The organism is Megalodesulfovibrio paquesii (genome assembly GCF_054653055.1).
Window position 1 is genome coordinate 40,139 of the sequence record NZ_BAAIGQ010000003.1, and the last position, 20,820, is coordinate 60,958.

The 20,820-nt window shown below is 66.9% G+C and carries 13 protein-coding genes; 5 read left to right on the forward strand and 8 right to left on the reverse strand.

The genetic code is table 11. The annotated features are described in order from the left end of the window. Positions 1-203: 203 nt before the first annotated feature. Positions 204-2,642 carry a c-type heme family protein gene (locus tag ACYQ00_RS02410; protein WP_460030619.1) on the forward strand — a complete coding sequence of 813 codons (2,439 nt, stop codon included), beginning with the start codon at positions 204-206 and terminating at the stop codon, positions 2,640-2,642. Further along, positions 2,643-4,061 (forward strand): sigma-54-dependent transcriptional regulator, encoded by a 1,419-nt coding sequence (locus tag ACYQ00_RS02415; RefSeq protein ID WP_460030620.1) that lies wholly within the window; start codon positions 2,643-2,645, stop codon positions 4,059-4,061. Between the two features lie 48 nt (positions 4,062-4,109). Here ACYQ00_RS02415 and ACYQ00_RS02420 read toward each other — a convergent pair whose 3' ends face one another. From ACYQ00_RS02420 to ACYQ00_RS02440, 5 genes are all read right to left on the reverse strand, one after another. Then, positions 4,110-4,679, reverse strand: coding sequence for a recombinase family protein (locus tag ACYQ00_RS02420; protein WP_460030621.1), 570 nt, complete (start codon positions 4,677-4,679; stop codon positions 4,110-4,112). 209 nt (positions 4,680-4,888) lie between these two features. Then, positions 4,889-5,185 carry an EF-hand domain-containing protein gene (locus ACYQ00_RS02425; protein ID WP_460030622.1) on the reverse strand — a complete coding sequence of 99 codons (297 nt, stop codon included), beginning with the start codon at positions 5,183-5,185 and terminating at the stop codon, positions 4,889-4,891. Between the two features lie 45 nt (positions 5,186-5,230). Continuing rightward, complete coding sequence (locus ACYQ00_RS02430) at positions 5,231-9,142, reverse strand: efflux RND transporter permease subunit (RefSeq protein ID WP_460030623.1); 3,912 nt, start codon at positions 9,140-9,142, stop codon at positions 5,231-5,233. A gap of 20 nt (positions 9,143-9,162) precedes the next feature. Further along, positions 9,163-11,376 carry an efflux RND transporter periplasmic adaptor subunit gene (locus ACYQ00_RS02435; protein WP_460030624.1) on the reverse strand — a complete coding sequence of 738 codons (2,214 nt, stop codon included), beginning with the start codon at positions 11,374-11,376 and terminating at the stop codon, positions 9,163-9,165. Then, positions 11,373-12,800, reverse strand: coding sequence for a TolC family protein (locus ACYQ00_RS02440; protein ID WP_460030625.1), 1,428 nt, complete (start codon positions 12,798-12,800; stop codon positions 11,373-11,375). The genes ACYQ00_RS02435 and ACYQ00_RS02440 overlap by 4 nt, the downstream gene beginning before the upstream one ends. 320 nt (positions 12,801-13,120) lie before the next feature. Here ACYQ00_RS02440 and ACYQ00_RS02445 point away from each other — a divergent pair, with 320 nt between their 5' ends. The 3 genes from ACYQ00_RS02445 to ACYQ00_RS02455 are packed head-to-tail and all read left to right on the forward strand — an operon-like array spanning position 13,121 to position 16,852. Next, positions 13,121-14,467 carry a hypothetical protein gene (locus ACYQ00_RS02445; protein WP_460030626.1) on the forward strand — a complete coding sequence of 449 codons (1,347 nt, stop codon included), beginning with the start codon at positions 13,121-13,123 and terminating at the stop codon, positions 14,465-14,467. Further along, positions 14,451-15,590 (forward strand): pyridoxal phosphate-dependent aminotransferase, encoded by a 1,140-nt coding sequence (locus ACYQ00_RS02450; RefSeq protein ID WP_460030627.1) that lies wholly within the window; start codon positions 14,451-14,453, stop codon positions 15,588-15,590. Before ACYQ00_RS02445 ends, ACYQ00_RS02450 begins: the two co-directional genes overlap by 17 nt. Further along, on the forward strand, positions 15,587-16,852 hold the full coding sequence (locus tag ACYQ00_RS02455) for an MFS transporter (RefSeq protein ID WP_460030628.1): 1,266 nt from the start codon (positions 15,587-15,589) through the stop codon (positions 16,850-16,852). The genes ACYQ00_RS02450 and ACYQ00_RS02455 overlap by 4 nt, the downstream gene beginning before the upstream one ends. 377 nt (positions 16,853-17,229) lie before the next feature. Here the strand turns inward: ACYQ00_RS02455 and ACYQ00_RS02460 are convergent, their stop codons facing one another. Genes ACYQ00_RS02460 through ACYQ00_RS02470 form a run of 3 tightly spaced genes read right to left on the reverse strand, consistent with a single transcriptional unit; the run spans position 17,230 to position 20,815 of the window. Then, positions 17,230-18,054, reverse strand: a complete 825-nt coding sequence (locus ACYQ00_RS02460) for an FAD binding domain-containing protein (RefSeq protein WP_460030629.1) — start codon at positions 18,052-18,054, stop codon at positions 17,230-17,232. Beyond that, a complete protein-coding gene (locus ACYQ00_RS02465; RefSeq protein ID WP_460030630.1) occupies positions 18,051-18,536 on the reverse strand; it encodes a (2Fe-2S)-binding protein in 486 nt (161 codons plus the stop codon). The genes ACYQ00_RS02460 and ACYQ00_RS02465 overlap by 4 nt, the downstream gene beginning before the upstream one ends. Then, a complete protein-coding gene (locus ACYQ00_RS02470) occupies positions 18,533-20,815 on the reverse strand; it encodes a xanthine dehydrogenase family protein molybdopterin-binding subunit (protein WP_460030631.1) in 2,283 nt (760 codons plus the stop codon). Before ACYQ00_RS02470 ends, ACYQ00_RS02465 begins: the two co-directional genes overlap by 4 nt. Positions 20,816-20,820 lie beyond the last annotated feature (5 nt).

Below are 20,820 nucleotides of genomic sequence, written 5' to 3' on the forward strand. Positions count from 1 at the left end.
GCTGGTTCCGAAGAGAGCAAGGAGGGTGCCATCAAGTTGTAACAAGGTAATTGCTCAATATTATAAGGAAAAGATTAAATGGCCGGCGCGCGTGGTGCTGCCAGGAGGTAGCAGCATGCTGCCTCCTGGCAGCAGCCCTGCAAACTTTCGTTGTCATGGAGGCAGTGGCGCGGTATGGAGCCGGAAACACGGGAGGCACGCCCATGCATCGGCTCATGCCGCATACGCTGCAGAGCAAGTTTTTATCCGGGATGATCCTGCTCATGTTCGGGCTGGTGGCCTTTTTCGGCGTGGCGCTGAACAGGCATCTGGGCCAGCTCATGGAGGGCGAATCCCGGGACAAGGCCGCGCTGATCCTGGCTCAGGTGGAGGCCATGCAGCATTACGTCCGCAGCACACTGCGGCCCACCATGTACGAGACCCTGCCCAACGATCAATTCGTCCTGGAGGCCATGAGCACCTCCTTTATCACCCGTGCGGTAATGAGCGATCCGAACCTCGCCCGGGAAGGTTTCCTCTACCGCCGGGTGACCAGAAACGCGCGCAATCCGGATTACGAAGCGGACGGCATGGAACGTGAATTCCTCCGCCAGTTCGAGGCTGACCCGGCCCTGACCCATGTGGAGCAGGTGGCCGTGGTGGACGGGGAGCCGAATTTCATCACCGTGTATGTGCAGCGCTTTGACGAAACCTGCATGCACTGCCATGGCGATCCGGCCGAGGCCCCGCGCGAACTCATTGCCCGGTACGGCGCCGAGCGCGGTTTTGGGCGCCAGGTGGGGCAGATTGCAGGCATCGACATGATCCGCCTGAAAATCCAGCGCAATGTGGGCAGCATTCGCGAGGCCACCTTTTCCTTTGCCCTGTTTTTTGCCTCGGGCTTTCTCTTGCTGTTTTTGTTCATCCAGGGGTTTTTTCACCGGCTGGTGGTCCAGAGCCTGCGCCGGGCCACGGGCGTGATGCAGCGGCTGTTCCCCGAGGAAGCCCAGGGCCAGGCCCAGGAACTGGCCCTGCAGCCTGCCGGCCGGGATGATGAGATTGAAGGCATTCTTCATGGGTTTGAACTCTTTGCCGAGCATCTCCGGCAGGCGCGGCAGGATCTGCGGGACTACGCCGCCACCCTGGAGGAGAAGGTCGCCGGCCGCACCGTGGAACTGACCCGCCTGGCTGACGAACGCCGGGCCGACGTGGCGCTCTTTGTCTCGCTCCTCAACAGCCTCAATGACAGCCAGAGCAAGCAGGAATTGCTGCTGTCCGCCCTGCAGCTCATTGCCGAACGCTTTGGCGCGGCGCGCGCGGCCTATGTGTGCCTGCTGGCCTCCTGGGATTTTGCCGCCTGGCCCGATCCGCGCATCCGGCCCGCATTGCCCCGGGACTGGCACGACCTGGTCACCAACAGCGAAACCCGCCTCGACCCGCAGGCCTGGTACATCCCGGTCCAGACCTCGGGCACCAGCCGCGGCCTGCTCTGTCTGTACTGGGACGACGCCCCCCGCAGCCATTCGCGCATGGCCGACCTGGCCCGGGCCGTGGGCCAGCAGCTGGGCATTGCCATGGAAAACCTGGAGGCCCTGGACGGCCTCCTGCGGCAGAATGCCATGCTCTCCTCCATCTTCGAGGGCGTGGCCGATCCGCTGCTGCTGCTGGATGCCGGCGGGGCCGTGCTCCTGGCCAACACGCCGGCCCGGGAACTGGCGCGAAGTCTGACTTCGTCCCCGGGTGATCCTCCGGGTGATTCCTCTGGAGAATCCTCTGGAGAATCGGGCAAGGATCTCCTGCTGGACCGGCTCTTCGCCGCCACAGCCAGCACGGACAGCGGGGAATTCGAGCTGGAGGACGGCCGCGTCTTTACCGTGAACCTGTATGCGCTCAAGGAATCCGGCGGCCGTCGCGTGGCCTCCCTGCGCGACATCACCCTGGAACGGCGCATGGAAGGCCAGATGCTGCGCAACGAACGCCTGGTGGCCGTGGGCCAGCTGGCCGCGGGGCTGGCGCATGAGATCAACAACCCCCTCGGCGTGATCAGCTGTTATACGGAACTGCTGATGACCTCTCAAAAAGAAGAGCAGGCTCAGGCGGATCTGGCTGTGATCATGCGGCATATCGTCCAGGCCCGGCGGGTGGTGCGCGATCTGCTGGACTTCGCCCGCCCCCGGCCCGTCACCTCCGGCCCCAGCGATCTGGCCGCCGTGGCCGCCGCCACGGTGGAGGTGCTCCAGCCCCGGGCCAAGACCAGCAAGGCCACCCTTGTCTTTGCCGCCCACGGGGCACTTCCGCCGGTGGAGGCCGGGGTGGACATGCTGGAGCACATCCTGACGAATCTGATGATGAACGCCCTGGACGCCGTGGACAATCTGGAGGCCAGATGCGGCCGGCACGGCGCGGTGCAGGTCTCGGTGTGCCGGGAGGACGGCCTGGCTCTGCTGACCGTGGCCGACAACGGGCCGGGCATTCTGCCAGAGCATCTGAACCGCGTCTTTGACCCCTTCTTCACCACCAAGGAAGCCGGCAAGGGCACCGGCCTGGGCTTGTCCGTTATTTACGGGCTCACGCGGGAGCTGGGCGGCAGCATCGAGGTGGAAAGCACCCCCAACCACGGCGCGGCCTTCAAGGTGCGCCTGCCCCTGGCGGCGGAGGCATAGATGGGACAGCGCATCCTTATAGTGGATGATGATTCCGACTTCACCCACGGCCTGGCCCGGCTCCTGGCCGGAGGCTTCCCGGAGGTGGAGATTGCCCTGGCCGGCAATGGCGCCCAGGCCCTGGGGCTGCTGGCTGCAAAAAGCACGGATCTCCTGCTCTCGGACCTGCGCATGCCCGGCATGGACGGCCAGGAACTCCTGCATCAGGCCCTGGAGCTGGAACCGGGGCTGACGGTGGTGTTGCTCACCGGTCACGGCAGCGTGGAAACCGCCGTGGCCGCCCTCAAGGCCGGGGCCTATGATTTTCTGACCAAACCCGTGGACCGCGAAGAGCTGTTCCGCGTGGTGCAGAAGTGTCTGGAACGCGGCCGGCTCCTGAACGAAATCCGCACCCTGCGCGAGCTGGCCTGCCGCTGCGAGGGCGGCCGCCGTCTGGTGGGCGAGGCGCCATCCATGCGGCAACTCAAGGCTGCCGTGGCCGCCGTGGCCGACTCGGACTATACCGTGCTCATTCGCGGGGAATCCGGCACCGGCAAGGAGCTGGTGGCCGAGAGCATCCACGCCATGAGCCGCCGCGCGGGCAAGCCCTTCGTGGCCGTGAACTGCCCGGCCATTCCGGAACATCTGCTGGAAAGCGAACTCTTTGGCCATGTGAAGGGCGCCTTCTCCGGCGCGGACAAGGCCCGCACCGGCCTCTTCGTCTCGGCCAAGGGCGGCAGCATCCTGCTTGATGAGATCGGGGACATTCCCATGTCCGTGCAAACCAAGCTCTTGCGCGTGCTGCAGGAACACGAGGTGCGGCCCGTGGGTTCCAACGAGACGGTCAAGGTGGATGTGCGCATCCTGGCCGCCACCAATCAGAGCCTGGAACGACGCATCACCGCCGGGCAGTTCCGGGAGGATCTCTTCTACCGGCTGAATGTGCTCACCGTGGCCACGCCGCCCCTGCGCGAACGCCGGGAGGATATTCCCCTGCTGGCCGCGCACTTTCTGGCCCAGACCTGCGAGGAAATGCGCCTCACGCCCAAAGTGCTTGGGCCGGAGGTGGTGGCCTGCCTGTGCGAGCGGCCCTGGCCGGGCAATGTGCGGGAACTGCAGAACTTTGTGCGCCGGCTGGCCGTGTTCTGCCCGGGGCCGCAGGTGCAGCTGGCCCACCTGCGCCAGGCCGAGGGGCAACCGGTCGAGGCTTCCGGCGGCAATGGCGGCGGCCCAGGTGTTGCGGGAGGCCCGGCCGCCGGCCCCTGCGAGCCCCTGGCGCCCTACAAGGATGCCAAGGCCCTGGTGCTGGAGCGCTTTACCCGCAATTACGTGGAACGCATCCTGGAGATGACCGGCGGCAATATCTCCGAAGCCGCCCGCCTCTCAGGCATCGAACGCGTGAGCCTGCAGAAGATCCTCAAGCGGATCGGGAACGGATAGAGACGCCGCCGGCAGGGAATGCCGGCGGTGCATGTTTCGCCTTCCCCCTCACCCCTTCAGATATCCATATAAGGTCTGGCGGCTGACGCCGAATTCCCGGGCCAGGCGGGCCTTGTTTTCGCCGCGGCCGGCCCGTTCGCGCAGGTCGCGGGCCTGTTCGGTGCTCAGGGCCTTTTTGCGCCCCTTGTACTTGCCCGCGGCCTTGGCCAGGGCAATGCCCTCGCGCTGGCGTTCACGGATGAGGGCGCGTTCGAACTCGGCAAAGGCGCCCATCACCTGGAAGAGCAGCCGCTGCATGGGGTCCCCTCCCCCGCCGGCCGTGCTGCCGCCGAAGACGAGATGCTCTTTGTGGAAGTGCACCACCACCCCCTTGGCCGTGAGCTGGTCCACCAGCTGTTGCAGGTCGGCCAGATTTCGGGCCAGACGGTCAATGCTGTGAACGTGCAGGGTATCGCCCTCGCGCAGCCATTCCAGGCACGAGCGCAGGGCCGGGCGGGCCGTGTCGCGGCCGCTGCATTTGTCCTCAAACACTTTCTCCAGGGGCACGCCCTCCAGCTGCCGGGCGGTGGACTGGTCCAGGGTGGAAACGCGGATGTAGCCGACGTGTTGACCGGGCATGCAGGGCACTCGTACTGCGGTTGAAAGGAAAAATGTCAAGATAAAGTCTATAAAATCTGCGTCGCTTTGTCAAGAATAAATGCAGGCGACCCTATGTTGACGAAGCGTCGGGCTGCGGGATCGTGTATGGTTAGGGTACGGTCTAAAATACCATTGCAGGAGAAGGCCGCGCGCCCTCCCCTGCAATGACTGTGACCAACGGGGCCGGGTTATTGATGCGTGCCATGGCTCCCGTGCCCGCCGTGGGCGGCTTCGTGCTTGGTCAGCTCGTCCAGGCTGATGGCTGCGTCGCCGTTGGCGTCGGTTTCCTTGAAGGCGGCCTCGGAATCCGGGCCCATCATGCCCTTGTATTCTTCCAGGTTGATGGCGCCGTCCTTGTTTTTGTCCATCATGTCAAAGTGCATCTTGCTCTTGGCGGCCTGGTCCATGGCCTGGGCCGCGGGGGCTGTGACGAACAGGCAAAGGCCAAGCAGGACAAGCGCGCGCAGCCGGGTCAGGGTGATCATGTGGAGGTCTCCTTTGCTGAGGGATTGCTGAAAAGGTGTGCGTGGTCAGGCGCGGCGGGCGAGCCGCCATTCCGCGAACAGACAATAAATGACGGGGGTGGTCAGCCAGGTGAGCATGGCCACGGCCATGCCGCCAAAGGAAGGGATGGCCATGGGGGCCATGATGTCCGAGCCCCGCCCCGAAGAGGTCAGCACCGGCAGAAGGGCCAGCATGGTGGTGGCCGTGGTCATCATGGCCGGCCGGATGCGGCGGGACGCGCCTTCCACCACGGCCCGGCGCAGGGTCTCCCGGTTGTCAAACCGCTTGCCGCCCAGCTGTTGTTCCAGGAAGGTGGCCATGAGCACGCCGTCATCCGTGGCGATGCCGAACAGGGCCAGGAACCCCACCCACACGGCCACGCTCAGATTGACCGGATGAATTTGGAACAGCGCCCGCAAGTCCACGCCAAGAATCGTCATCTCCAGGAACCAGGCCTGCCCGTACAGCCAGAGCATCAGGAACCCGCCGGACCAGGCCATGACCACACCGGAGAAGACGAGGACAGTCAAGGGGATGCGCTTGAATTGAAAATACAGCAGCAGGAAGATGAGCAGCAGGCACAAGGGCAGCAGCACGGCCAGCCGTTTTTGCGCGCGGATCTGGTTTTCGTAGCTGCCGGCAAAGGTGTAGCTCACCCCGGCCGGCAGGCGGAAGCTGCCGTCGGTCTGGCGCTGCTCCAGATAGGCCTTGGCGTGCTCCACCACGTCCACCTCGGCAAACTCCGCCACGCGGTCAAAGAGCACGTAGCCGGTAAGGAAGGTGTCCTCACTTTTGATGACCTGCGGCCCGCGCACGTAGCGGAGGTGCGCCAGTTGCGAGAGCGGCACCTGCTGGCCCATGCTCCCGGCCACCAGGACCTTTTCCAGGGCCTCGGGAGAGTCCCGCAGCTCCCGCGGGTAGCGCACCCGCACGGGGTAGCGTTCCCGCCCCTCCACGGTAAAGGTGATGGGCATGCCGCCGATGGCCGTCTCGATGACCTGCTGCACCTGGGCGATGCGCACGCCGTAGCGGGCAATGGCCTGACGGTCGATGACGATTTCCAGATACGGCTTGCCCACGATGCGGTCGGCAATGACGGCCGAGGCCTGCACCGAGGGCACCTCCTTGAGCAGGGCCTCAATCTGCAGGCCCACGGCCTCGATGGTCTGTAAATCCGGTCCCTTGATCTTCACCCCCATGGGGGCGCGCATGCCGGACTGCAGCATGACGATACGCGCGGCGATGGGTTGCAGCCTGGGCGCGCCGGTCACGCCCGGCACCTCGGCCGCGGCGACGATGCGTTCCCAGATGTCGTCAGGCGTTTGCACACCGGGCCAGGCCGCGCGGCCGGGGTTCAGGGCCGGGTCCAGGGCGGGCCGCCAGAGCCGGAAGGCCTTGCCCGAGGCATCGGGGATCAGCTGTCCGTGCTCATCACGCAGAAACCGCCCCTGGATCAGATACGGCAGGCCGTCCGGCGCGGGTTGAGGTTGGCCCTGGGGATTGCGGAAATAGTCCTGCCGGTCCGGGTCGAAACGGAAGCGCGGCACCGTGTTGCCTGTTCCTTCGGAATCTTGCAGGTATTCGTCGCGGTAGGAGATTATGGTCTCGATCATGGAGATGGGCGCGGGGTCCAGGGGCGTTTCGGCCCGGCCCAGCTTGCCCACGGCCAGTTCCACCTCGGGCACGGCCTGGATGGCCATATCCTGCCGCCGCAGCACGGCCTGGGCCTCCTGCAGGGAGGCGTGGGGCATGGTGGTGGGCATGAACAGGAAGGCCCCTTCGTCCAGGGGCGGCATGAACTCCTTGCCCAGGCCGGGAAAGGCGGCATTGAGGGCCACCATGGGGCCGGCCTGCCGCCACTGCGTGGGCAGCCAGGCAAGAAGCCGCGGCGTGCCCAGCCACGAGAACAACCCCAGGAGCACGATGCCCAGAGGAATCAGCAAAAACAGCAGCTTGAATCCCAGCACGCGGGCCAGCACCCAGGGATAGATACGCACAATTCCCAGGAACACCGCCATCAGGACGGCAATAACCCCGCCGGCAAAGGCCGTGTTGGCCGGGAGTCCCTGGCCGTGGCCAAGGGGCATCCACTGCGCCGCCAGCACGGCCACGATGGCCAGGGCCGCAGCCAGATTGTCCAGCAGGCCCCAGATCGCGGCCACCCGTTCCGGCAACAGCGGCCGCGCCATGCGCCGCAGGCCGAGATACATGAGCGGCAGGCCCGTCCACCAGGGGAACACCAGTGATGCCGCTATCCCCGCCGCCAGATACAACAAGCCCCGGTTCAAGAGCAGGGCGCGAGGGCGTCGGAACGTGGCCCGCCCGTGCCCGTCGCCCTGTTCCGCCGGTCCCATGACAAAGGAGGCAAAGGCCGGCAGCATGGTCAGCCCCACCACCACCGCGGCCACCAGGGCAAAGGTTTTGGTAAAGGCCAGGGGTTTGAACAGCTTGCCCTCCGGCCCTTCCATGGCAAACACCGGCAGGAAGCTGACCACCGTGGTGGCCACGCTGGTCAGGATGGCGCTGCCGACCTCCGTGGCCGCGGCATAGATGACTTCTATCCGGGAACTGCCGGCCGGCGCGCGGGCGAAGTGCTGCAGGATGTTCTCACACAGCACGATGCCCACATCCACCATCACCCCGATGGCGATGGCAATGCCCGAAAGCGCCACGATGTTCGCATCCACCCCGGCCAGCTTCATGGCCACAAAACACATGGCAATGGCCAGGGGCAGCAGGGAGGAGATCAGCAGCGAGCTGGCCAGGTGCATCACCGAGAGCACCACCACGATGATGGTGATCAGCACTTCCTGGGTCAGGGCCTCCTCCAGGGTGCCGAGGGTCTCTTCGATGAGGCCGGTGCGGTCGTAGAAGGGGACGATGGTCACCTTGCTCAAGCGGCCGTCGGCCAGGGTTCTGGCGGGCAGGCCGGGTGTCAGTTCGCGGATTTTGTCCTTGACGTGCTGGATGGTTTCCAGCGGGTTGCCGCCCTGGCGCACCACCACCACGCCGCCCACAGCCTCTGTGCCGTCCTTGTCCAGCACGCCGCGGCGCAGGGCCGGCCCCAGGGAAACCGTGGCCACGTCGCCCACGCGAATGGGCGTGCTCTCCCTGGCCACGATGACCGCGGCTTCCAGATCCGCCACGCTCTTGATGAAGCCCACGCCGCGGATAAGGTATTCCGGCCCGTTGATTTCGATGGATCGCGCGCCCACGTCCAGATTGGACTGTCGCACTGCATTGACCACCTGTTCCAGGGTCAGGCCGGCGGCCCGCAGGCGATCCGGATCCACATCCACCTGATATTCCTTGACGAACCCGCCAATGGAGCCAACTTCGCTCACGCCTTCGGCACTGAGCAGACCATAGCGGACGTAATAATCCTGAATGCTGCGCAGCTCGGCCAGATCCCAGCCACCAGCCGGGTTGCCCTCGGCGTCCCGGCCTTCCAGGGTGTACCAGAAGACCTGCCCCAGGGCCGTGGCGTCCGGGCCCAGCGTGGGCCGCACGCCAACAGGCAGCGTCCCCGCAGGCAGGCTGGAGAGCTTCTCCAGGAGCCGGGAGCGCGACCAATAGAACTCTACATCCTCTTGAAAAATAACGTAAATACTGGAGAAGCCGAACATGGAGAAGCTGCGCACGGTCTTCACGCCGGGCACACCAAGCAGGGACACCGTGAGCGGATAGGTCACCTGGTCTTCCATGTCCTGCGGCGAGCGGCCCGGCCATTCCGTGAAGACGATCTGCTGGTTTTCGCCGATGTCCGGAATGGCGTCCACATGCACGGGATCCCGCGGCAACATGGCGGTATCCCAATGGAACGGCGCCACCATGGCGCCCCAGCCCACACACAGCATGGCCAGCAGGCAGGCCACCAGCCGGTTTTCCAGAAAGAAGCGGATGAGGAGATGAAGGGGATTGAAGGAAGAAGGCTGCATGAGAGGCCACTGCTCCTTGGCTAGCGCAGGGCGGGCAGTTCGCCGCGCACGTCGCCGCAGCCGGGCATGGATTTGCCCATGTACGGGTTACGGATGTTCGGATCGGGCTGCAGCCAGTCCGCGCCCTGGTAGTCAAAGGCCATGGGACAATGCAGCTGGAAGAGCTGCCCGCCGGTGCGCAGCCCCAGGGTGCCGGCCGCGGCGATGAGCGCCCGGGACACGGGCCAGAAGCCTTCGCGCAAGGCGTCGAGATCCTGCGCCCTGGCCAGGGTGGCCAGCCCGGCTTCCATGTCTGCGCGGACCGGGGCGAAGCTGCCTGCGGCCTCGCCCTGCAGCTGGCCGGCGTCCACCGCCTGCCAGGCCGCAGAGGTAGCCGCCGCCGCGGCCCGGGCTGCGGGCAGGTCGTCCCTGGCCAGGGCGTCCTGCAAGTCCAGATAGGCGGTAAAGACCTGCCCCAGCTGCGTCTGGACGGCCGGGGGCGCGGGGGTGGCCGGCCCGGCCGCCGCGGCGGCAAAGGCGCGGTAATCAAACACCGTGCGCAGCTGCTGCAGATGCCCGGCCAGTTCGGCGGCGTGCCAGCGGATTTCGGGCATGGATCGGCTATCCGTGCCGAGATACACGTCATTGTGCAGGAGCATGGAGAGCTCCTTCCAGTGCATGGCCGGTTCGCTTTCCGGCGGCGCGAGGGTGGAGGCGTCCATGGCTGCCAGGGCGGTGCCCAGGGCCGCGAAGGTCTGCCGGGCGGCGTGCAGATCCGTCCCGTTGGCCGCTTCCGCCAGGGTGGCGGCCGGGGCGTCCAGGGCGGGCAGCTGGCGCAGGAACTGGGAAGGAACCCCGGAAAGCGCGCCCGCGCCGCTGCCTTCGGGCAGCATCATACTTGGCCGGGCCTGGAGCTGGGCGGCGCTGTCCACCAGAAAGGCCCCGCGCGCCACCACCTGTTCGCCTTCGGCCAGCCCCTGGCGGACCACGTACCGTTCGCCGGCCCGGGGGCCGAGGACGATTTCCCGCCCCTCGTAGTGTCCTGGCACGGTGGCGTTGGCCACGTACACGATGGCCCGCGTGCCGGTGACCAGGGCCGCAGTGGCGGGGATGGTCAGCTCCTGGCCGCCGGCCCGGGACTGCTGCACCGCATGGGCCAGCATGCCGGGTTTGAGCCGGCCGCCGGGGTTGTTGACGTTCAGGCGCACGCGGAAGGTGCGGGTCATGGGATTGATGGTGGGATCGATGAAGGCCACGACGCCGGAGAAAGTCTCCCCGGGCAGGCCCTCGGCGGTGAATTGCACGTGTGCGCCCATGGCCAGCCAGGGCAGGTCAGCCTCATAGGCCTCGAACACCGCCCAGACGCGGGATAGATCCGCAATGGCGTAGAGTCTGGCCCCTGTGGTCACATAAGCACCTTCCAGCACGTCCTTTTTCAGCACCACGCCGCCCACGGGCGCGGTGAGGGTCATGTGGTCGGAAGGGGCGTTGCCGGCGAGCACGGCCTTGATCTCCGCTGCGGAAAAACCCAGCAGCCGCAGCTTTTCCCGGGCGGCGTGGGCCGTTCTGGCCGCGGCGTCCCGCAGCACGGCTGCGGCCTGGGGGCCGAGTCTGGCCACGGCCCGTTCCGCCTCCAGCAATTCGGCCTGGGCGGCCACCAGTTCCGGGCTGTAAATGGCCGCCATCTTTTGCCCGGCCCTGACCTCCACGCCGGTTACATCCACGTACAGCCGGTCCAGGCGGCCGGCCACTCGGGCGGTGATGGAGGCCAGGCTGGTTTCGTCGGCCTCGATGGTCCCCTGCAGCCGGGTGGCGACTTCCACGCTGCGCCGCTCCACCGTGGCCAGCTCCACCTGGGCCAGGGCCCGGGCCGACGGCGTGAGGCTGATGGCTCGCAGGCTGGTTGCCGCGCCGCCCTGCCCGCTCTTGCGCACGGGAATAAGATCCATGGCACAGATGGGGCACAGGCCCGGCTCCGGCAGGCGGATCCAGGGGTGCATGGAGCAGGTCCAGTAGGCAATGTCCGATTCGGTGGCGGATTCGCCAGCCATTTCGCCGGGCGCATGCGCATGCGCGCTGACATTGGCGTTCATCTGGCCAGATGAGCCGGACTGCCCGGACTGGCCGGACTGCCCGGACTGGCCCAGCCAGTAGCCCATCCCGAAGAAGACCACCACCACCGCCAGCCAGAGCCACCATCGGGCTGCATGTCCTGGCAGGGAATGGCCTGTGCGGCCCCGAAGCATTGCGTTCATTGCCCGCCCTCCCTGCCGGCCTGCTGCGCACCGGTGTTCCAGGCGGCGCGCATGGCCTGGAGGGAGCCGTGCACCGTCACCGGCACCTCCTCGCCCACCAGGGACTCGATTTCCGCCAACCGTTGCGCCTGGGCGGCCATGGCCTGGATGGCATTCAGCTCCATTTCCAGCAGGCTGCGCTGGGCCAGGATCAGTTCCGCATAGCGCCCCGTGCCGGCCTGATAGGCGGAAAGCGCCGCGCCGAAGGCCTGCACCGTGCGCGGGATGAGGGCCTCCTGATACAAGGCCACCTTGCGGACGGCATCCTCCAGGTTGAAGCGGGCCAGGGACAGATCCGCCGCCAGCCGGTCGCGCAGGCCTTCCCTGTCCTTGATGGCCGCCAGTTGCCGCGCCCGGGCCTCCCGGATGGCGGCCTGGCGTTTTTCGTAAAAAATCGGGAGATTGAAGGAAACGGAGGCCACCCAGGCATCTTTGCCCGAGTCCCCCGGAGGCGGCGAGGGCGAGGCCATGACGTTGCCGCTGTTGTCCACGCCGCGGTAGACATCCCAGGGATTGGTGATCACGGTCTCAATGCCCAGGGTCACATCCGGGATGTAGTCCATGCGGGCCAGGGTTTCGCCTGTTTTTTCCCGGGCCAGGATCTGGGCAAACACCTTGAGCTGCGGGCTCACGGTGTCCAGCCGCTCCCGCAGGGCGGCTTCGGTCATTTCCAGGGAAAACAGCGGGATATCCGGCTGATCCTGCAAGGCCGCCTCGGGCGCCCGGTGCAGGGCCGCATTCAGCGCCACCACCAGCGGGGCCCGCCGCGCCCGCAGGGTGCTGATCCTGTCGCGCATCAGGTCGCGCTCGGACTGCAGGGCCAGCAAATCGGCCTGCGGGGCCATGCCGGCAACATATCGCGCGTTGACCACGCCTTCCAGATGCTCCAACAGCGCCTCGGCCTCTCTGGCGGTCTCAGCTGCGGCTTCCAGGGCGGCCAGCTCATACCACAGGCGTTTGACATCATAGACGATGACCAGACGCAGGGCGTCAAAACGGGCTTTCTCCGCCTCGGCCTCCAGGGCGGCGCGGTCGCCCTTGGCAATGAGTTTGCCGATCCAGGGCAGGGTCTGCGTCAACCCCAGGCGGGCCACCTGCGGACCGACCCGGGTTTCCACCGGCGTGATGAACCAGCCGAAGGTGATGCGCGGATCCTGCAGGCTCCTTTCCTGGGGGATTTTTTCCAGGGCCGCGTCCACCCTGCTCCAGGCGGCTTTCAGCCGCGCATTGCCGGCCTGCGCCTCCAGCACCAGCGCCGCCAGGGGGGAGGTTGCGTCCGCTTCTGCCGTTTCTGCGCTGCGAGGCAACGCGAGCAGCAGCAATGCCACCACCAGGACCATCATCCGGGCCAGGACCGGCGTTTCCACGAGTTCGCCACGCGACACAACAGCCCCCTGCGGTTGCAGTATGGTGCAACGGTCAGCAATTCAGACCAAATTAGGTGAAAAACAATGAAGCCGTAGCTTATCACGAAATTTCCAGAAACTGAAGTGACAGGATCGTCACATAAGGTCGGCTGGCAAGGTTCCCTTGCCGTTCTCACTGCCTTCCATTGCTTCCCGGACTGCTTCGGGGTATGCGGTCCGGGCGGCGCGTTCACCGTTTGCGCGCCGTGCCGTGCCATTGGTTGCGCATGCTGCCCCGTTTCTGAAGGCCGGGGCCTGTGCCTGTCCGGGGCGGCAAGCGACGGTGGCGTACAACGACAATGGATACGACGCTTTCCCTGGAAACTCCACCAGACGCGGCCTACACCCGCGTGCTGACCACGGCCGCCGAGACCCTGGCCCGTGCGCAGGGGCTTGCGCCACGTGAACAGCTGCGATTTCAGCTGACCGTGGAAGAGTTGTTCACCTATCTGGCCCGGACAGTCCCCGACCATGGCCCCATCCGGACGGTGCTTACGGGCCGGCCGTATCAGGTGTGCGCGTCCATCCGGTTCCGGGCCAACGGGCTGTGCCTGGGCGCCCTCAATGCCGGCACCCCTGCCCTGGGGGCCAAGGTGGCCGGGCTGGCCGCGGACGAAGGCGAAGGGGGAGACGCTGGCGAACCATTGAATCTCATCCTTGCCGGACGGGCGGCGGATCGCTTTCGCATGGATACCGAGGGCGGGGACGCCTTCATCCTGCATGCGGAGGTGGACAAGGTCTATCCCGCCTGCCGCCCGGAGGCTTCGTCGCCCCGGCGCATTGTCCTTGCACCGCCCTATCACGCCAGCCTGGAGACGGATTCCAGCCGGCTCATGCAGGCGGCGGCCCTGGCTGCCTGCCGCTATGCGGCCTGGCACTGCCCGGCCAGCTTCCAGACCCCCGGCAAGGTGGCGGATTTGCACCGTGCCGGCCAGCTGTGCGCCGTGCTGGCCAGGGACAAGGCCGGGCGCCCGGCCGGGCTGCTGAGCTGGACCTGCTCCGGCGAACGGGGACTTTCCTTTTCCGGCCCCTTTGTCTTCGCCCCGCCCGGGGACGGCCCTGCCGTGGCCCGGCTGCTCGTGGAAGCCTTCCTGGCCGCCGTGGCCCGGCAGGACGTGCACATTGTGTTCAGCGAGCGGGCCACCCCCGACGCGCCCGAGAGGTACTTTGAATCCCTGGGCACGCTGGCGCACCATGGGCAGGATGGCTGCTGCGAACAGCCGGTGCTCTACCGCCACCTGCGGGAGGATACGGGCGATACCGTGTGGGCTGCGCCGGAATTGACGGTTTTTTTGCGCCAGGCCTACGACCGGCTGGCCATGTGCCGCGATATCCTGCCTGCGCATCCGCCTGCGGGGTACGAGCGCCAGCGTTCGCTGTTCTCCACCGTTCTGGACAAGGGCAAAGGGCTGGCGGTGTTGCGCCCCCTGCTGGATGGCGCGGACGCTGCCGATATTCTGGCCGCCCAGGCCGGCCTGCTTTCGGCCCGGCGGATTCCGAATATCCTGCTGTATCTCGACCTCTCCCGGGCCTGGGAAGCCGCCCTGGCCGCGCCGGCCCTGAGGGCGGGTTTCCAGCCAAGGCTGGTCCTGCCCTGCGCCGGCCGCTCGGATGTTCTGGTGCTCCAGCATGCGCAGTCTCACTGAACTTGCCCCGGCCCATGTGCTGCAGTTTGAGACCTACCTGCCGAGCCGGCCGGACGAGGTGCTCATGCAGCAATACGGTGTGCCCAGGCTGCTGCGACTGAACAACAACGAAAATGCCCTTGGCCCGCCACCGGCCGCGCGGGAAGTGCTGGCCGGTTTTCCCCCGGCAAAGGCGGCTGTGTATCCGCAAGGGGACTGCTTTTTTCTCCGCGAGGCCCTGGGGCGGACCTTTGGCAAGCATCCCGACCGGTTCCTGGTGGGCAACGGCTCCTGCGAGGTCATTACCGCGGTGCTCAAGGCCTTCTGCCAGCCGGGGGATGCCATCGTCACCGCGGACAAGACCTTTGCCGTGTATGAATGGGTGGCGGCCTTCTCCGGGGTGACGGCGGCGCTGGTGCCGCTGCGCGACATGGCCCTGGACCCCGAGGCCATGCTGCAGGCCGTGACCGGCAAGACCAAGATCGTCTTTGTGTGCAACCCCAACAACCCCACGGGATCCTGGTGGAACAAGGCCACCCTGGAGCGTTTTCTGCACGGGATTGCCGGGCGGGCCGTGGTGGTGCTGGATGAAGCGTACGGGGAGTTTGTGGAATCTCCGGATTTTCCGGACGGCATGGAGGTGATGGAGCGGCATCCCAACGTGCTGGTGTTTCGCACCTTTTCCAAGGTGTACGGCCTGGCGGCGCTCCGGGTGGGGTACCTGTGCGGACAGGCCGAGGCCGTGGACATCGTCCGGCGGACGCATCTGGTGTATTCGGTGAACACGCCAGGACAATTGGCAGCCAGGGCGGCCATTGAAGACGGCACCGGCCATGTGACCGCCACGCGGAAGATGGTGACGGCAGCGCGGGATTTCCTGCGCCAGGAGTGTCGCGCCCTGGGGTTGGAACACCTCGCGGGCGAGGGCAATTTTATGATGCTCCGCACGCCGGTTTCAGACACCCTGCTTTACCGGTTGCTGATGCGGCAAGGGGTGATGGTGCGCACCATGACCGGCTTCCGGTTCCCCAACTGGATCCGGGTGACCCTGGCCCGGGAACCCGAGATGGTCGCCTTTGTCCAGGCCCTGCGCAGCGTGCTGGACCAGACCGCGGCGCGATCCTCCGCACGGGGCAGCCGATGACCCCCCTGCCCCAGGCCGGCCCGGAACGTCTGTTCACCTATGAATTTACGGTGCTCTGCCTTGCGGCCACGTTCGGCTTCTGCAACATTGCCGTGTTTTACGGGCTGGCCGGCCACCTTGCCGCCATCGGCATTGCCCCTGCCTGGCGCGGTACGGTGATTGCCGCCGAACCCCTGGCCGCCCTGCTGGCGCGGCCGTTGCTGAGCGTGTTGCTTTCGCCACGCCGGGCCCTGCTCCTGGCGCGTCTGGCGCTGGTGGGCATGGGGCTTGTCCTGCCCTGCTACCAGGTTGCCGGGAACGTGCCGACACTGCTGGCGGTCCGTCTGCTGCACGGGGTGACGTTTGTCTGTCTGGTGAGCGCGGTGACGGTACTGCTCGCCAATACCGTCTCGCCGCGGCAGGCCGGGCGAGCTTTTGGCTATTTTTCGTTTTCCTCGCTGGTGCCCTATGCCCTCATGCCGCCGTTGGTGGAATGGCTGCTGCCGCTGGTGGGCGGAGAAGCGCGGGCCTATGCCTGGACGGCGCTGCTGACCCTCCCGGCCCTGGCACTGCTGGTACCCCTGGGCAGACCTGTCGAAGCAGCAACATCAATGCCTGACGGCGGGACAGTCGCCAAGAACGGGGAAGGCCGCCACCCCTCCCGAAGCGAGGTGCTGGAAACCCTGCGCCGCGTCCCGGTGCGTTTGCTGCTCGGGGCAAATCTCCTGGTGTTTGTTGGCACCACCCAGGTGTTTTTTTTCATCAAATCCTATGCCGCCTTCGTGGGCGTGGCCGAGCCGGGGATATTTTTTACCGTGTCCACCGCGGCCTCCATTCTGGTCCGGTTGCTGGTCGGGCCGTATTTTGACCGGCTGCCGCGCCGAGGGGCGGCCCTGCTGGCCTTGCTGGCCCTGGGCGGGTGCATGGCGTGTTTTGCCTGGGCCGGGCACGGTCCGGCTTTGTTCGCCCTGGCCGGGGTGTACGGCGCGTGCCTGGGCGTGGCGCTGCCCATGCTCAATGCCTCCATGTTCCTGGAATCGCCCGCGCGCGTGCGGGGCATGAACATGAACCTGATGCTGTGCATGATGGACGCGGGCTACGTGCTGGGGCCGCTGCTTGGGGGCGCCTTGGTGGCCACAGCGGGAGGATACGCCAGCCTCTTTGCCACCAGCGCAGCCAGCGCGGCCGCGGGGGCGCTGCTGCTGCTCCCCCTGGCCCTGCGGGAGACGCGGGAACGCAGGGAGCACGAGGGGCACGAGAAGCAGGGACAGGCCGGGGGATGACCGGCCGAACTTCTGCCAGACATCCGCCGACTGCTTGGCGCATAGTTTTGGATCTGCCTTATTCTCGCCGCGAATTGGTCCGATGGGTCGGGGCCGCTTCTGAGAGCCAAGAGAAGCAAAAGTATAATCCGCATGATCAGTACTCTATAGTATACCAGACAAGCATGTTGTCTGCCCCGCGCCCCCACATTTTCAACTCCCAGGAGACAGGATCGGAGAAATGGGTGGCGAAAGAGAGCGTTACCGTTTGTCCGGGTAACATCATTCCTGTCTGTTTTGTTTCTTCCTTGAATGTATCTGTTTCCATGGCTCTGGCCGTAACATCTATGCCTGGAATCCCAGTGAGGATTGTTACGTTCACAAGTAAGTGCACCCAGTTACGTCGCCAGCCGCAGCAGGAGGTTGCCGGCCACGGCCCGGCGGTATCCGGCCGAGGCGCGGACATCTGTAATGGGGGATATTTCCTGACGGATCATCTCTCCCGCGGCCGCAAGGACCTCGCGCTCCAGGCGGTGGCCCACCAGCAGGGCTTCCGCGCGCGGGCAACGGATGGCCCGGGGGGCGACACTGCCCAGGGCCAGCCGGGCGTGGGTCACGCGGCCTTCCCGGTCACGGCGGATGCCCGCGGCCAGACTGACCACGGAAATGGCCAGGGCCTTGCGCCGGCCCACTTTTTCGAAGTGTTGCAGCTCGTCTGCCGCGGGAATGCGCACCCGCACCGCGGCAATGATCTCGCCGGGCACAAGGGCGGTCTGTCCTGGCCCCAGCATGCAGGCTGCCAGCGGGAGGCGCCGGGCGCCTGTTCTGGAGCACAGTTCCAGCTCGGCGTCCAGGACCAGCAGGGGAGGCAGGGTGTCTCCGGCGGGGGAGGCCGTGGCGATGTTGCCGCCCAGGGTGCCCATATTGCGGATGAGCGGGGATCCGAGTCCTGCCAGCGCCCTGGCCAGCACCGCCAGCCGGCCCGCCACGGCGGGATGCCGGAGCAGCCGGGCATGGGTTTCGCCCGCGCCAAGGCGCAAGAGGCCGTCTTCTTCGTGCACACCGCGCAGGGCCTCCAGACGGTCCACACAGGCGAGCAAGGCCGGGCCAGGCACATTGCGCCGGGCAAGCAGATCCGTGCCGCCAGCCAGGACCACGGCGCCGGCATCGAGCAGGGGCCACAGCTCCGCCAGGGTCTTCGGGCAGCGGACGTCCGGGGTCACGATGGCTCCTTGCGCATGGTTTCGGCGGCCTGCAGCACGGCGTCCACAATTTTCTCATAGCCCGTGCAGCGGCAGAGGTTGCCGGAAATCGCCTCGCGCACCTCCTGCGGGTCTGGCGCGGGGTTGCGGGCCAGCAGTTCCGCGGCGGCAATGGTCATGCCCGGGGTGCAATAGCCGCATTGCACGGCCCCTGTGGCCGCGAACGAGGCCTGCAGCGGATGGGGTTGGGCAAGGGTGCCGAGGCCTTCGGCGGTGGTGACGGTCCGGCCCTCCAGCTGCGCCGCCAGCATCAGGCAGGAGAGTCTGGCCTCGCCGTCCACCAGCACGGCACAAGCCCCGCATTCGCCGGAGCCGCAGCCCTCCTTGGCTGCTGTCAGGCCCAGGTCCTCGCGCAGCAGATCCACCACCCGCCTGCCCGGGGCGGTCTCCACACGCATGGGAACGCCGTTCAGGATAAAGCATAAATGTTTGGAATTGTTCATTTTGAATTGCCTCCCAGGGCGCGGAGCACCTCTTCCGGATTGACGGGCACGCGGCGCACCGCCAGACCCACGGCATCTTCCAGCGCCTGGGCCACGGCCGGGGCCGGGCCATGCACGCCCACCTCGCCCATGCCTTTGAGACCGTATGGACCGGAGGGCTCGTGGCCGTCCACGCACAGGCTTTCCAGGCGGGGCAGATCCTGGGCCGTGGGGATCAGGTAGCGGTCCAGCCCATTGGCCAGGATGCGTCCGTCCTGCACCGCCAGATCTTCCATCAGGGCAAAGCCTGCGCCCTGGGCCGCGGCGCCCTGCAGCTGCCGCTCCACGCCGAGGGCATCGAAGACCTGCCCGCATTCCACCGCCGTGACGCAACGGGCCAGCTCCACGGCGCCGGTCAGCTCATCCACCTCCACCGCGCAGACACAGGCGGCGTGCGAGTAAAACCGGTGCGGAAAGCCCAGCCGGAAGGCCTTGCCCGTGTCCGGCGGATCCGCCACCACAGGCATGATGAATTGATCGATGCACAGGCGGTCGTCGCGTTGGAGCATGGTCCCGAGCAGGGCCAGGGGCACGCTTCGGCCGGTGAGGGGATCTTCCACCGCGCCGGGGCGCAGGATCAGGCGTTCCGGATCGTCCGCCAGCAATGCGAGGGCGGCCCGGGCCTTGAGCTTGTCGCGCATGGCCTGGCAGGCCTTCAGCAGGGCGTTGCCATAGGTATAGGTGGTCCGGCTGGCCGAGGAGGATCCTGCGGGCAGGCACTGGCGGGTGTCCGGCTGCACGAGCGCAAAGGCGGAAGCCGGCTGGTTCAGGCAGGTGGCGGCCATGCGCACAAAGGCCGCGGCGTTTCCCTGGCCCATGTCCGGCACGGAATTGAAGATGCGGAAGGTGCCGGCCCTGGTCAGCTCCAGCTTGGCGGCTGCGGCGTCGGGCAGGCCGCGGCCGTACCCCATGGCGTTGCAGGAGGCGGCGAGGCCCACGCCGCGGCGTTTGCAGGCCGGCGCCTGGGCCTTCCAGCGCTCACGGTCGGTCCAGGCCGGATGGGCCATGACCGCTTCCAGGCATTCCGCCACCCCTGTGGGAGATTCCGCAGGCACCCCGGCACAGTTCAGGTCGCCCTGCCGCAAGGCATTCTGCAGGCGGATGGCCGCCGGATCCCGCCCCAGCCGCGCGGCCAGAAGGTCCATGGTCCGTTCCATGGCGAAGCTGGCCTGAATCACCCCAAAGCCCCGGAACGCGCCACCAACCGGATTGTTGGTGTAGACGCAGCGGCCTTCCACGCGCGTGTGTGGGATGCGGTACGGGCCGCCGGCATGTTCCATGGCCAGGGCCATGATTTCCACGGCCAGATGGGCATAGGGGCCGGAGTCGAAGAGCATGGCGCAGTCCAGCGCCTGGAGCGTGCCGTCCCGCGAGGCGCCCAGCCTGACATGCAGGCGCGCGGCGTGGCGCTTGTAGCCGGCCAGAAAGGTTTCCTCGCGGCTCCAGCACATCTTCACCCACTGCCCTCCGCTGTGCAGCGCGGCCAGGGCCAGCAGGCATTGCACGGTGGCGCCGTCCTTGCCGCCGAATCCGCCCCCCAGATAGGGCGCGCGCACCCGGATGCGCATGGGGTCCAGGTCCAGGGCGTGGCCGATTTCAAACCGGTCGCGAAACGGCGCCTGCGTGGAGACCATCATTTCGAGGCCGCCGTCATGGGTCTGCCGGGCGGTGCCGTTGGGGGGCTCCAGAAAAAGATGCTCCTGCATCGGGGTCTCGAAATCGCCTTCCACCACCACGTCGCAGGCCGCCAGGGCGCCGGGGGCGTCGCCTTTTTCCACCAGCGCGTGGGCCAGGAGGTTGCCGTCCTCCCGGTCGGGATGCACCAGCACCGCTTCCGGGGCCAGGGCCAGTTGCGGATCGAACACGCCGGGCAGGGGGGCCAGCTCCAGGCGGATGCAGGCCAGCGCGCGGGCCAGGACCTCCCTGCTTTCGGCCACCACCAGGGCCACGGCGTCGCCGGCATGACGCACCGTGTCCGTTGCCAGCACGGGCTGATCCTTGTGGACAATGCCCTGCCGGTTGGAGCCGGGCACGTCCGCCCCGGTGAGCACGGCGCGCACGCCGGGCAGGGCGCGGGCCGCCTCCACATGCACGGCGAGAATCCTGGCATGCGGCACGCCTGCGCGTCTGGCGCCGGCCCACAGGCAGCCAGGGGGGGTGACGTCCGTACTGAAGCGTTCCGCCCCTACCGCCTTGGAGAGGGTGTTCTTAAGAATCTGCTCCGTTGAAGGCTGCACCATGGCGG